Source organism: Neolewinella aquimaris, assembly GCF_014197245.1.
GTDB lineage: Bacteria > Bacteroidota > Bacteroidia > Chitinophagales > Saprospiraceae > Neolewinella > Neolewinella aquimaris.
The window spans coordinates 229,214-242,213 of the sequence record NZ_JACIFF010000003.1 but is presented as its reverse complement, the minus strand read 5'-3'; the positions used below and the strand labels follow the sequence as shown (position 1 = coordinate 242,213).

The following is a 13,000-nucleotide window of genomic DNA, read 5'->3' as shown; positions in this document are numbered from 1 at the left end:
GAAGGCTCGTCCGCCGACTAGGAATTCAACAACTCCTCCAAGTAATGCCGCTGCACCCCAAATCTCTGCTTCAGCGTTTTCCACTGCTCCTGCGCCCCCGCCCGTTGCTTACCCCTTACGGCGGTGATCATGACGTTCTTGGCGGTGTGTTCCAGGGGGATGAACTCGAAGAGCTTGGTGTCGTAGCCGGCGCCCTGGAGGTAGAGGGCACGTAGTCCGTCGGTGACCATGGCGGCCTGTCGCTCTAGGAGGATGCCGTGGTCGAGGAGGGGTTTAAGATCTGCAGGTACTTGCATGTCGCGGCGCACCTGTTTTTGGCAGCAGGGGGCTACGATCATGATCTCCGCTCCGGCCTGAATGCCCTGGTAGAGTGCGTCGTCCGTGGCCGTATCGCAGGCGTGGAGCGCGATGAGCATGTCGATGCGTTCGGGGCGGTAGCTGTCGATGTAGCCTTCCTCGAAGTTAAGCTGCGTGAAGGCGTTTTCGGCGGCGATCTTTCGGCACTTCTCCACGAGTTGGGGGCGCAGCTCTACCCCGGTGACCCGCACATCGAGGCCGAGGGTGTTCGCCAGGTGGTCGTAAAGCGCGAAGGTGAGGTAGCCGCTGCCGGAGCCCATATCGACAACGTGTGCCCCGGCCGGAAGCGGGTGCTCCTTAACGAGGCCGTCGATGATCTCGACAAACTTGTTGATCTGCTTGAATTTTCGGCGGCCGGCGCCGGTCACTTCGCCCTTCTCGCTGGTGATGCCGAGGGCGTGGAGGTAGGGTCGGCCGGCGGGAATGTCGCGGTACTTCTCCCGGTTGTGGGCCACGGCGGCTTCGCGGTGTTGGGGGGCCTGTTCCGTGATGCGTGCGTTGCCCTTGCGGCTCTGCATGATGGACAGTTGCTCGTCGAGACTGAAGAGATCGCCGTTGTAGTAAGTTTCCTGTAGTTGGGCGCGGAGGTAGGCAAGGCCGTCTTCGTACGCGTAGTTCTTGGCCTCCTCCCGATCCGGGTAGCGGTGGACGACCTGTAACTGCTGCTCCCTTTTTACCTCTACGGGGCGGGCGTACAGGTTGCGGGGCGTAGTGGGATCCTTACGTCGCGGCTTACTCAGCGTGAGCTTCACGAGCCGTCCGTTGTGGATGGCGCGGCGGGTGGTATTCCAGAATTTTTCTACGGTTTCGGTGGACATGCGGCAAAGGTACGGGGCGGGGCCGCGGGAGCAGGGCAAATGCAGGGGAGCAATGATCTGCGGAGAATTTAAAAACGATTTGTTTTATTCCGTTCCTTCCCCTAAGTTCGTTTAAACACAAACCGTACAACTATGACCGTCCACCAGATCGCCGACCGGCTCGTCGAACTCTCCCGCAAGATGGAGAGCACCCAGGCTTACGAGGAGCTATTTCACGAAAACGCCTCCAGCCACGAGATGCCGGGCATACCCGGTGGAGAGATCAGCGGACTCGACACCCTCATCGCCAAAAGCGAAGCCTTTGATGAGGGGCTCACGGTACACGGCGTTGAGGTCAGCGAACCGCTGGTATACCACCAATTTTTCAGCGTGGGCATGAGCATTGACGTCACGAAAAAAGACGGACAGCGCCTGAAGGAGCACGAAATGTGCGTGTACGAGGTGCGCGACGGCAAGATCATCTCCGAGCGTTTCATTTACTCCATGGGATAAAACTGCGGCGGATCACTTTTCGATCTTGCACATTAATGCTACGGATTGTACCTTTGCGGGCGTTTTCCCCGCGGGTGTGGTGAAATTGGTATACACGCTAGATTTAGGATCTAGTGCCGCAAGGCGTGAAGGTTCGAGTCCTTTCACCCGCACACATGGCCTACCTTTTGCGGGTAGGCCTTTTTTAACCTAGTAGCATTATGGCTGAAGTAACGTACGAAAAGACCGGGCCGGTCACCGGTCGCATCCAACTTAATTTCTCCAAAGAAGAGCTCGGTAAGAAGCTCAACGAGGAACTGAAGAAGGAAAGCAAGCGGGTGAACATCAAGGGCTTCCGTCGCGGCAAGACCCCCATTTCGGCCCTTCGCAAGCTCATGGGCAACCAGGTTTTCGGCCCCCTGCTCGACCGTACCATCCAGGAAGAACTGTTCGGCTACATCGAAGAGAACGAGATCCGCCTCATCTTCAGCCCCATCCCCGACGAGGAGGAGCAGGTGGAGCAGATCAGCGCCACCAACATCCGCGACCTGAAGCTTTCTTACGACCTCGGCCTGGAGCCGGAATTCGAGCTCAGCATGCCCGAGCAGTCCTTCGATAAGTACGTACTGGACACCAACGAAGAATTCCTCGACGAGCAGATCGAGAACCTGCGCAAGCAGCGCGGCGAGAGCAAGGAGATCGAAGAAGGTCCCGTGGGTGAAGAGGACATCCTCGACGTCACCATCCAGGAAGTGGACGGCGAGCTCAGCAACTCCACCAAGCTCTACGTCGACAACCTCAACGACGACATCAAGTCGCAGCTGATCGGCCAGAACGCCGGTGCCTCCATCACCGTCGACGACCTTACTACGGTCGAGGCCAACGGCACGGAAGCCAACGTGAAGAAGTACCTGCTGGAACTGGACGAAGACGCTCAGGACACCGACCTGTCCGGCAAGTCGTTTACCATCACCATCGACAAGATCAGCCGTTTGGTCCCCGCCGAACTGAATGAGGAGTTCTTCATCCAGTTCGACCCCACCGGTGAAGTGACTACTGAAGAACAACTGCGCGAGCGTCTTGCCGCCAATGCCGCCGAGGGTTTCAACGCTCAGGGCATTTCCATGGCCAACTTCATGATCCAGCGCGCACTGGTCGAGGGCAACGACTTCGAAGTCCCCACCGAGCTCATGAAAAAGATGAGCAAGGACGACAAGAAAAACAGCTTCGAGCACTTCGAGCGGGGCGTCCGTTGGATGCTGATTCGCAATAAAATCGCCGAAGCGAAGGAGATTGAGCTCGAGTACGAAGACGTACGCGCCGAGGCCCTGGAGAACCTGATGCGAATGCTTGGCGGCCAGCGCCCCGACTTCCTCACCGACGAGTTTCTGGACAACTACATCCAGAACATGCTCAAGGACGAAAAGCAGCGCGAGGAGCTCAGCAGCAACGCGATGGAGAAAAAGATCATGAACGCCATCCGCGCCGACGTGACCCTGGAGGAGAAGCCCCTCTCCGTAGACGAGTTCAACAAGACCATCAAGGAGTTCAACGAGGCCAACACGCCCGAACAGGAGGAGGAGTAGCCAGCCGTCAACCGCCGGACACGCTGCAACGTTAACGGGGAGTAACTATACCCCTAAACAAAATAATATGACTCCCCAAGTCCCCCAGGATGAATTCATGAAGTACGCTACTCGCCATATGGGTATGAGTACCATGCACCTGGAAAATTACGCCCAGACCATCGGCGGAATGGCGTCTCCCCAGGTCACCGGCTTTTCCCCCAACGTGATCGAAGAGCGGCAGATGAATATCGCCGCCCTGGATGTATTTAGCCGCCTGATGATGGACCGCATCATCTTCATGGGCGTTGCCGTCAACGACTACGTAGCCAACGTCGTGCAGGCCCAGTTGCTGTTCCTCGAATCGGTGGATCCGAAGCGCGACGTGCAGATGTTCATCAACAGCCCCGGCGGCAGCGTGATCGCCGGTATGGGCATGTACGACACCATGCAGTACGTGACGCCCGACGTAGCTACGATCTGTACCGGACTGGCCGCCTCGATGGGTTCCGTTCTGCTCGCCGCCGGTGAGAAGAGCAAGCGTTCCATCCTGCCCCACGCCCGGGTGATGATTCACCAGCCCAGCGGTGGCATGCAGGGTCAGTTCTCCGACATGGAGATCAACTATCGCCTGATCTCGAAGCTGCGGGAAGAGCTTTACACTATCTTGTCGAAGCATACCGGCAAGAGTTTCGAGCAAATTGAAAAAGATTCCGATCGCGACAACTGGATGACGGCCGAAGAAGCCGTTGCCTACGGACTCGTCGACGAAGTGCTCAACCGCGATAAATCCGCGGCCTAAGTTAAACTGATCGTACCGGCGCACCGCACTGCGCTACCACGAACGGCGGGCCGGCAAGGCTGCAATCAATTGCATCTGCCCGGCCCGCCGTATTTTTGTATAGACGCCTAAAACCGTGTCCCAACCTATCCCCCCATATGATGCGAGGTAAACGACAAGATTTCCGCTGTTCCTTCTGCGGCCGCGACAAGAGCGACGCGCTGGTGCTCGTAGCCGGTCTCGACGCCCACATCTGTGAAGTCTGCGTGGAACAGGCCCAGGAGATCGTCGCGGAGGAACTCTACGGAGGGCTCAACCCCGAGGAGCAGCCCCAGCCCGAAGCCAAGAAAACCGGCTACGACTTCAAGCTCCCCAAAAGCATCATCCCCACCCAGATCAAGGAGCACCTCGACAAATACGTCATCGGACAGGACGCGGCCAAGAAGATCCTCTCCGTGGCGGTGTACAACCACTATAAGCGACTGTCCCATCCCGCCACCAGCGACGATGAGGTACAGATCGAAAAGAGCAACATCCTGCTCGTCGGCCGCACCGGAACGGGTAAGACCCTGTTGGCCAAGACCATTGCGAAATTTCTGCAGGTGCCCTTCGCCATCGTCGACGCCACCGTCTTTACGGAGGCCGGCTACGTAGGTGAGGACGTGGAGAGCATTCTTAGTCGCCTGCTCCAGGTGTGTGACTACAACGTAGCCGCCGCCGAGCACGGCATCGTCTACATCGACGAGATGGACAAGGTCGCCCGCAAGAGCGACAATCCCAGCATCACCCGCGACGTGAGCGGCGAGGGCGTACAGCAGGCCATGCTGAAGATGCTGGAAGGCACTGACGTCAACGTCCCCCCCCAGGGCGGCCGCAAGCACCCCGAGCAGAAGCTCGTGAAGGTGAACACCCAGAATATCCTCTTCATCTGCGGAGGAGCTTTCGACGGCATCGAAAAGATCATCGCCCGTCGCACCAATACCAAGGTGATCGGCTACGGCAATGCCAACAAGAAGCAGATCAAGGAGGACGACATGCTGCAGTACATCACCCACCGTGATGTCAAGCGCTTCGGCATGATCCCCGAGCTCATTGGCCGCCTACCCGTGATCTCTTACCTCAAGCCACTCGACCTCGATGCCATGAAGCGTATTCTCGTCGAGCCCCGCAATAGCCTGCTGCGGCAGTACCAGCACCTGTTCCGCCTGGAGGGCATCAACCTGGTTTTCACCGACGATGCCATCCAGTTCATCGCCGAGACCGCCCTCGAGTACGAGCTCGGTGCCCGCGGACTGCGCTCCATCTGCGAAGCCATCATGACGGACGCTATGTTCGACCTGCCCGGCCACAAGGAGGTCAAGCACTACTGCATCGACGCCGTATACGCCAAATCTAAGCTGGAGGGCGGCATGCTGGAAGTACTACGCGCCGCGGCTTAGTCCGGGAGCGGAAAAAAGCCGCCCACGCCGCAGTCAATTCGGGGTGATTCCGTGTTACTCCAATCCGTACCGCGGACAAAAGACAGCAACATGCCCATTGACGCCTCCGACCTGCGGGTCGACTACCAAGCCGATGTCCTTCTCGAGAAAGACGCTCCTGCCGATCCCTTCCCCCTCTTCGACCGCTGGTTTAAGGAAGCGAAGGACAGTAAGGACCCCGAGCCTAACGCCATGGTCGTAGCTACGGTGAATGCCGCGGGCCACCCCGCCGCGCGCACGGTCTTACTTAAGGAAGTCAGCGACCGGGGATTCACTTTCTACACCAACTACGACAGCCGCAAGGGGCACGAGATCACCGCTCACCCCCACGTGGCCGTGGTGTTTAACTGGCTCGAACTGCAACGGTCGGTGCGCGTCGAGGGCCGGGTCGAGAAGGTCGATCCCGACACCTCCACCGAGTACTTTCAGAGCCGACCGAAGAAAAGTCAGATCGGCGCCTGGACCAGCCCGCAGAGCGACGTGATCCCCGACCGCGAATTCCTCGAGCGGCGCAGGGAGGAAGTCGAAGAACGATTCCGCGACGATGAGGTGCTGCCCCGTCCGGAGAATTGGGGCGGCTTCGTCGTTATCCCCGAGATGATCGAATTCTGGCAGGGTCGCAGCAGCCGCCTGCACGATCGCCTCGTTTACACCCGCAACGAGAATGAGTGGAATCGTGACCGCCTCGCCCCCTAATTTACTTCCCCGCATGCAAGAGAACGCCAACTGGATCCAGCTTCAGACCGACATCAAACCCTACCACCAGCCCCTGCAACAGGCGGCGGAGACCGTGATGGATGAAAAGGTCAGCAACTACCCCGTCTTCGTTGCCTATGCGGGCGACGATACGGAGAGCGTGCCCGGTATTCACTTGCTGGAAGTACCTACGCCCCGCAATCTGGTCTGGACGGTCAACGTCACCACGCTCGAAGAGCTGGTCGCCCGGCAGGTCGTGACCCAGGAAAAGGTCGACCCCTTCCGCAAGGTGTACCGGGAGAATGCCGATAGCTTTTGCTTCCTTATCATCGACGAAGCCGGTGGACGCTTCGGCTTCGTGCCCGGTAAGGGGTAGAGGACCTTGCCCTAGCTTCTCCAATCATTGCACCCGCGGCCCCGCCCATTTGTTTCATCCGCTTTACGAACATGATCTCAGAGACCACCATCGAGCGTACGCTCGCCCGCCTGGAAAACGCCAGCGAAGACTACGAAACGGAGATCCGCGATTTCGCCGAGAGCCAGCCGGAGCTTATGGAATACCTCACCAATGAGGACGTGGAAGCCTTCACCGAGCGAGAGCGCGAACTGCTCCTGTTTGCCGCCCTGGTGATCTTCCAGTCGGTGGAGGACGAAAAGTCGGGGGTACCCGAGGTAAGTGGCGAGCAGATCGCGGCGGCCGAGGAAAGCAACTACGAAACCATGGGCGAAGCGAAAGGCAGCTTCCGCGACCGCCTCAACCCCTTCTTCGAGCAGAGCCGGGAGGAGGATCTACTGGCCTTCGTGGAGGACCTACTACTAGCGGAAGACGGCGAAGACGAAATCTCCCGCGAGGCCCGCGAGCCCTTCTTCGTGACGCTGAAGACGGTCATCGATACCCTGACCTAGACCAGGTCGGCGGACAGTTCCCGCGTCCGAATTTCCCGCGACCGGTCTACCAACAGCAGTAACAGCAGCCCCAGAATACCGATGCTGGTCACGCTGTAAATCGATACGACGTAGCCAAAGTATTCCGCCAGTTGAAACCCGATCACCGGCGTGAGGACGAAGGCGAGTGAATAACTGGCCGACAGTACCCCCAGGTATTCTCCCCTCCGTGCGGGCGGCGCGTGCTTGGCCACGTAGGTGCTCGTGAAGGGCATGAACAGGATCTCGCCCAGCGTGATGAGCAGAATCCAGATGACCAACAGGTAATAACCCGCCACTACCGCCAGCGGGAGCAGGAAATAACCGGCCAGAATCAGTGCCGTACCCGCCAGCATTACGTACAGGGGGCGCAGCCGGCGATCGGCCAGGTACACCAGCGGCATTTCGATGAGCACGATCGCCACCCCGCTGATGGTGAGCAGCAGGCCGAACTCGCTCTCTGTGTACCCATTCTGCGTAAGGTGGACCGGCACCGTGCTGAAGAACTGGAAAAAGCAGGTAATTACGCAGGCGTTGGCCAGAATCAGGTAGAGTAGCCAGGGCTGTCGCAGGGCCGGGCGGGTTTCCGTCAGGGGCATACCTTGGGCGGGGAACGCAGGAGCGGTGTCTACCAACGGACGCGATGTTTCGTCGGCGGGAATCGCGAGCAGAAACAGTGCGGCCGCGAGCAAAAAGGTGATGCCGTCGGCCCAGAACAGGCTGGTGTAGCCGTAAGTAGCGATGAGCAGGCCGCCGAGTGCCGGCCCGATGGAGAATCCGAGGTTGGCGGCCAGGCGCTGCAATCCGTAGGACTGGGTCAGGTTTTCGGGCTTTGCGTAAATGGCGATGGCGGCACGGTTAGCGGGCCGGAAGGCATCGGCGGTGACGGAGGTCAGGAAGACCAGGATGCACAGGGGCCAGAAGGAGGTTACCTGTCCGATGAGAATATGCAGGATGCCCGCGACGACCAGGCTGAACACCATGATGTGCCAGGAGCCGTAGCGGTCGTTGAGGATGCCGCCGACGTAGTTGCCCACGATGCCGCCGGCGCCGAACGCGCCCATAACCCAGCCGGCGTCGGTGGCCGAGTAGCCCATTGAATTGACCAGGTAAACCGAGAGGAAGGCAATGACCATGGCCCCGCTGCGGTTTACTACCATAACCAGGGACAAAAGCCATACTTTACGGGGGAGGCCGGAGAACGCCCGGACGTAGAGTTGGGTCAGGCGGGTGAGCAATTCGGCCATTGGAAAAGGATTAAGAATCGAGATAACGGCCCCAATCGTACACAAGTTCCCGGAATGAACTTTAAGTTTGTCGGTGGAAAAGATGCAGATGCCGCATGGCAGGTAAGAGAGAAAAGTTTGTCATCGGGAGTATCCGCCGCCTGCTCAACGGGACGGCGCGGATGTCGCGACGCCACGCCGGTAAGATCGGATTCTACCTCCTGAGCAAACCGCGGCGGGCCGCCGACGAGCCCCTCAGCGACGCCTTCATGCGCACCGCCGAGCGGTATACCGTCGAGGCAAGCGGTAGCAAACTGCAGTGTTATCACTGGCCCGGCAAGGGCCCGAGCGTGATGCTCCTGCACGGCTGGGAGAGCAATACCGGGCGCTGGTTCGCCTTCTTCGAGCCGCTGCGGCGTGCCGGATATTCTATTTACGCCTTCGACGCCCCCGCCCACGGACGCAGCGGCGGTAAGCGCTTTAACGCGCTCATTTACGCCGAGGCACTCAAGTCTTACCTCCACCACCACGGCTTTGCCCCCGACTACTGGATCGGCCACTCCGCCGGCGGCATGGCCGCGATCTGGTACCTGACCGAGATGGACCCCGAATACGAGCCCCAGCAGTTCGTATCCCTGGCCGTGCCGGGGGAACTGGAAAACTTCATTGACAAGTTCTGCAGTTTCGTGGGCGTGCACGATAAGGTAAAGTGGGGGATCGACGAGCAGTTCCGCCGTAAACTGGACGTGAGCTTCACCGACATCTCCTTCATCAACTACGTGAAGAACCTACGGGTGCCCGGCCTGATCGTCCACGATGAGTGCGACGACCTGGCCCCCATCGACGGGGCGTACCTCATGCACGCCAACTGGGCCGGATCGAGCCTCATTACTACCCGCGACTGCGGCCACAGTCTGACGGGCGATCTGGTGCCGGCAATGGTGCTGGAATATCTGCGCCACTGCCGGGTAGCGCGCTAAGACCGGGGGGTACCTAAACCATGCGATTTGGTGGGGCGTTGAGTTCCTATAAATCCTCGCTACATGTCCTCCTCTTCCGTCGGTATTGACGACTTCTCCGTCTACATTCCCCAGCTCTACCTCCCCATCGAGCAACTGGCCGAGAAGCGAGCCATCTCCTACGCGAAGCTGAACAAGGGACTCGGACTCACCCAGATGGCCGTCGCCGACGCGCGGGAAGACACCGCCACCATGGCCGCCAACGCCGTGCTCGACCTGATGCACAAGAACGACCTGGACCCCTGCACCGTAGGACGCATCTACCTCGGTACGGAAAGTGCCCTCGACGGGGCCAAACCCACGGCGACCTACGTTCTGGACATGCTGCAGGACCATTTTGCCAGCACCTACGGCCCCAACTGCTTTTTGCACTGCGACGTGGTGGACCTCACCTTTGCCTGCATCGGTGGCATCGATGCCCTGCAAAATTCGTTGGAGTGGGCCGCCGGTCGCGAGGACCGCATCGGCATCGTGGTAGCCAGCGACAGCGCTAAGTACGAAATGGGCAGCACCGGTGAGTACACCCAGGGAGCCGGGGCGGTAGCGATGCTCGTGAAGCGCGATCCCCGTCTGCTGAAGATCGATCCGGACTTCGGGGTGGCCACCCGTCCGGCCCACGACTTCTTCAAGCCGAAACGCAAGGTGAGCAAACGCGCCATCATCCGGGAGGTGATCGAGATGTTGCCGGATCTTTCCGCGGAGGACTACCAGCTCGACGAGTTGGAGCAGAAGCTGAATTCCGGACTCGACGTGAAGGGCGTGCTGGACTGCAACGAGCGGTTCCTTACCCTGCACAAGGACACCCCGGTATTCGACGGTCCGTACAGCACCGAAGCTTACCAGGCACGCATTCGGGAGGCGCTGATCGACTTTCGCCGCCGCGGGGGCACCAAGACCGGCAGCCTGACCGACCACTACGCCGCCCTCGCCTTTCACCTTCCCTACGCCTACCAGGCGCGCCGCATGTTCTCCGAGTTGTACATGGAAGAACTGAAGGCCAAGAACGAGTGGATGGAGTTCATCGAGCGCAACGATCTGGACGTCCCCTGCGCCGACGATTACGAGAACCGCGAAGAATACATCACCAAGTGCAGCGAGTTCTTGCGCGCGGTCACCAAAACGGAGGATTACGGTAAGTTTGTAGAGCAATACATCGCTCCGGGAGAATGGGCCAGTTCACGCGTGGGTAACCTTTACTCTGGCAGCGTATTCCTCAGCATCGTTGCTACACTGGAAGCCGCCCTGACGGATGATCGCGAGCTCAGTGGCGAGAAAATCCTGGTATTCGCCTACGGTAGTGGCTCCAAAGCCAAGGTATGCGCCATGGAAGTGCAGGAAGATTGGCGACAGGTCACCAAAGATTTCGATCTGCAACTGCGGCTCGATAACCGCCAGGAGATCGACTACCCGACCTACGAAAAACTTCACCGCTGCGGCCTGGACAAGAACGTAGCCCACCAGTGTGAGGGAGGCTTCTTCCTGGCCGACGTGCACGACAGCAGCGAGGAAAACGAGGGCGTGCGCCACTACGGGTACGCGGCAAGCGTGATGGCATAAAAAAGCCGGAGATTGCTCTCCGGCCTCGGTAAAGGTTGCAAAAAATAAAGGCTTGAATGTGGGGTTGCAGCAGCACTCGCGCTACTGCTATCACAAATATAGTTACACTTATCCTATTGTGCAACTATTAGATTACACATTGGTTAACTTTTGCCCTTTATCCTTTTTTTGCGTATACTTAAAGGGGGGGGGGAGGGAAATCAGTCAACAATGAGTTGCAAACTGTCCTGCATAATGCTGTCCTGACGAATGCTATCGCGCAGAAGGCTGTCACGTAATAAGGTATCGAAACGGATTTCGAAGGGGAAAAGAGGACGCAACGGAAGTGGCTGGGAAAGCTCCTTCACGGGTGGGGCACCGGGCCGGCCCGGCTTGGGTGGGCGACCGGCGATGCGGCGCATGCGCCGTGCGCGGTCGAGCAGGAGGGAATCGGCGCGAGCGGTGGCGGCCTCCATCACGTCGCGCTCGCAGTCGCGGAGTAGGTTAGCCCGTATTGCCGCGACCTGCTCGTCGGCACGCTCCAAGACCAGCGCGCGGGGGTCGATCTCTTCCTTGCCACAAGCCGTGACGCCCAACATCAGCACCAATACGTAGTACTTCATTGCCCGATGGTTTGACCGAGTCTTGCCCGCAGACGCAGTTCTTCTTCGAGTCGGCGCTGCACGATGCTATCGGTGGCCACGGCAACCCGATCTTCAAAAGTCGCCTGGCAAATACTGTCGAGCAGGGGGCGCAGGGAGTCGAGCCGGTTGGAGGCGATCTCCTGGTACTCTTCGCGCTGGTCCGGCGTGAGTTGTACGCGTACGACTTCGTCTTCGCCGCAACCGAAGAGGACCAATGAAAGCAGCAGAAGGAGCGCATTTTTTACCACGGCACAAACTTACGGCTGCTTTACCGTTCCCCGTTGGACGGTGGCTACCTTTGCCCGTCCACCAAAAAGTGTACTTATGGATCCCCTGCGAGTTGGTATATCGGTCGGCGACGTGAACGGCATCGGCCCGGAGGTGATCGTAAAGGCACTGAGTCGTAATGGTGTACTGGATCTGGTGACGCCCGTGATCTACGCTACCCCCGAAGTTTTTTCCGCCTACACTACCGAGACGGATTCGTTTGAATTCACCGAGATCGACGGTGCGGAAACGGCCGAAGACGGCGCAGTCAGCCTGATCGTCTGCTGGGAGGAGCCCATTGAATATTCCCCCGGTCAGCCCACCCAGGCGGGCGGGCGGGTAGCCGCCCGATCGCTGGAGCGGGCCGTAGAGGACCTCAGGGCGGGCCGGCTGGATGCCCTGGTCACGGCCCCCATCAACAAATCGGTGATGCCCCGCGATGCTTTCCCGTTTCCCGGTCATACCGAAATGCTGACCTCCCGCCTGGAAGCCGATGAAAGCCTGATGTTCCTGGTTGCGGACGACCTGCGGGTAGGGGTGGTCACCAACCACATCCCCGTTTCCCGAATAGCCAGCGAGGTCACCCACGAAAAGATCCTGGCGAAGCTCAAAATTATGGACCACAGCCTGCGGGCTGATTTCGGCATCGTTAAACCCCTGATCGGCGTGCTCGCGCTCAATCCCCACGCCGGTGACGAAGGCCGCATTGGCGACGAGGACGACAAAGTCGTTCGCCCCGCCATCGAAGCCGCAAAGCAGACCGGCATCATGGCCATGGGGCCCTATCCCGCCGACGGCTTCTTCGGCAGCGGTAAGTTCCAAAAGTTCGATGCGGTGCTGGCGATGTACCACGATCAGGGGCTCGTCCCCTTCAAGGCTCTGAGTTTCGGCAAGGGCGTCAACTTTACGGCCGGGCTTCCGGCGATCCGTACCTCTCCAGACCACGGTACGGCCTACGACCTGGTGGGGCAGGACAAGGCCAGTCCGGACTCCTTCCTCGCCGCCCTCTTCCTCGCCCGGGAGACCTACCTCAACCGCGAACGCTACCTCGAGGATACCGCCAACCCCCTCGAAAGCCGGATGCACCTAGTGTATAAGCGCAAGCCCCTCGCTGGTGGCAGTGGTAAGGGCGGGCGGGGAAAACGCTAAGACGCAAAGATTACACACCGCGGTCCAACAATCGCGGGCGGACGGTCTTTAAGCAGGGAATCATTCCGC

At 59.4% G+C, this 13,000-nt stretch carries 14 protein-coding genes and 1 tRNA gene; 11 read left to right on the top strand and 4 right to left on the bottom strand.

Translation table 11 applies throughout. From position 1 onward, the window contains the following. Positions 1–17 precede the first annotated feature (17 nt). A complete protein-coding gene (locus GGR28_RS07685) occupies positions 18–1,175 on the bottom strand; it encodes a class I SAM-dependent methyltransferase (protein ID WP_183495184.1) in 1,158 nt (385 codons plus the stop codon). Positions 1,176–1,307: 132 nt separating this feature from the next. On the opposite strand from GGR28_RS07685, the gene GGR28_RS07680 reads away from it, so the two are divergent. The 8 genes from GGR28_RS07680 (at position 1,308) to GGR28_RS07645 (ending at position 7,072) form a co-directional block, all read left to right on the top strand. Continuing rightward, positions 1,308–1,667, top strand: a complete 360-nt coding sequence (locus GGR28_RS07680; protein WP_183495183.1) for a nuclear transport factor 2 family protein — start codon at positions 1,308–1,310, stop codon at positions 1,665–1,667. A 70-nt stretch (positions 1,668–1,737) separates the two neighbouring features. Then, positions 1,738–1,819, top strand: a tRNA-Leu gene (locus tag GGR28_RS07675). Positions 1,820–1,867: 48 nt separating this feature from the next. Further along, complete coding sequence (locus GGR28_RS07670) at positions 1,868–3,232, top strand: trigger factor (protein ID WP_183495182.1); 1,365 nt, start codon at positions 1,868–1,870, stop codon at positions 3,230–3,232. 67 nt (positions 3,233–3,299) lie between these two features. Further along, positions 3,300–4,013 (top strand): ClpP family protease, encoded by a 714-nt coding sequence (locus tag GGR28_RS07665; protein WP_183495181.1) that lies wholly within the window; start codon positions 3,300–3,302, stop codon positions 4,011–4,013. Positions 4,014–4,153: 140 nt separating this feature from the next. Then, positions 4,154–5,431, top strand: a complete 1,278-nt coding sequence (gene clpX, locus GGR28_RS07660; protein ID WP_183495393.1) for an ATP-dependent Clp protease ATP-binding subunit ClpX — start codon at positions 4,154–4,156, stop codon at positions 5,429–5,431. Between the two features lie 90 nt (positions 5,432–5,521). Continuing rightward, positions 5,522–6,166 (top strand): pyridoxamine 5'-phosphate oxidase, encoded by a 645-nt coding sequence (gene pdxH / locus GGR28_RS07655; RefSeq protein WP_183495180.1) that lies wholly within the window; start codon positions 5,522–5,524, stop codon positions 6,164–6,166. A 13-nt stretch (positions 6,167–6,179) separates the two neighbouring features. Beyond that, complete coding sequence (locus GGR28_RS07650; protein WP_183495179.1) at positions 6,180–6,542, top strand: hypothetical protein; 363 nt, start codon at positions 6,180–6,182, stop codon at positions 6,540–6,542. Between the two features lie 71 nt (positions 6,543–6,613). Continuing rightward, positions 6,614–7,072, top strand: coding sequence for a hypothetical protein (locus tag GGR28_RS07645; RefSeq protein ID WP_183495178.1), 459 nt, complete (start codon positions 6,614–6,616; stop codon positions 7,070–7,072). Here the strand turns inward: GGR28_RS07645 and GGR28_RS07640 are convergent. After that, positions 7,069–8,337 carry an MFS transporter gene (locus tag GGR28_RS07640; RefSeq protein ID WP_183495177.1) on the bottom strand — a complete coding sequence of 423 codons (1,269 nt, stop codon included), beginning with the start codon at positions 8,335–8,337 and terminating at the stop codon, positions 7,069–7,071. The two genes, GGR28_RS07645 and GGR28_RS07640, sit on opposite strands and share 4 nt — an antisense overlap. A 95-nt stretch (positions 8,338–8,432) precedes the next feature. On the opposite strand from GGR28_RS07640, the gene GGR28_RS07635 reads away from it, so the two are divergent. Beyond that, positions 8,433–9,296 (top strand): alpha/beta fold hydrolase, encoded by an 864-nt coding sequence (locus GGR28_RS07635; RefSeq protein ID WP_183495176.1) that lies wholly within the window; start codon positions 8,433–8,435, stop codon positions 9,294–9,296. Positions 9,297–9,359: 63 nt separating this feature from the next. After that, complete coding sequence (locus tag GGR28_RS07630) at positions 9,360–10,892, top strand: hydroxymethylglutaryl-CoA synthase family protein (RefSeq protein WP_183495175.1); 1,533 nt, start codon at positions 9,360–9,362, stop codon at positions 10,890–10,892. A gap of 200 nt (positions 10,893–11,092) precedes the next feature. On the opposite strand, the gene GGR28_RS07625 is transcribed toward GGR28_RS07630, so the two are convergent. Both GGR28_RS07625 and GGR28_RS07620 read right to left on the bottom strand, forming a co-directional pair. Beyond that, positions 11,093–11,494, bottom strand: coding sequence for a hypothetical protein (locus tag GGR28_RS07625; protein ID WP_183495174.1), 402 nt, complete (start codon positions 11,492–11,494; stop codon positions 11,093–11,095). Beyond that, positions 11,491–11,763 (bottom strand): hypothetical protein, encoded by a 273-nt coding sequence (locus GGR28_RS07620; protein WP_183495173.1) that lies wholly within the window; start codon positions 11,761–11,763, stop codon positions 11,491–11,493. Before GGR28_RS07620 ends, GGR28_RS07625 begins: the two co-directional genes overlap by 4 nt. A 76-nt stretch (positions 11,764–11,839) precedes the next feature. Between GGR28_RS07620 and pdxA the strand changes: the two genes are divergently transcribed. Next, complete coding sequence (gene pdxA / locus GGR28_RS07615) at positions 11,840–12,931, top strand: 4-hydroxythreonine-4-phosphate dehydrogenase PdxA (protein ID WP_183495172.1); 1,092 nt, start codon at positions 11,840–11,842, stop codon at positions 12,929–12,931. Positions 12,932–13,000 lie beyond the last annotated feature (69 nt).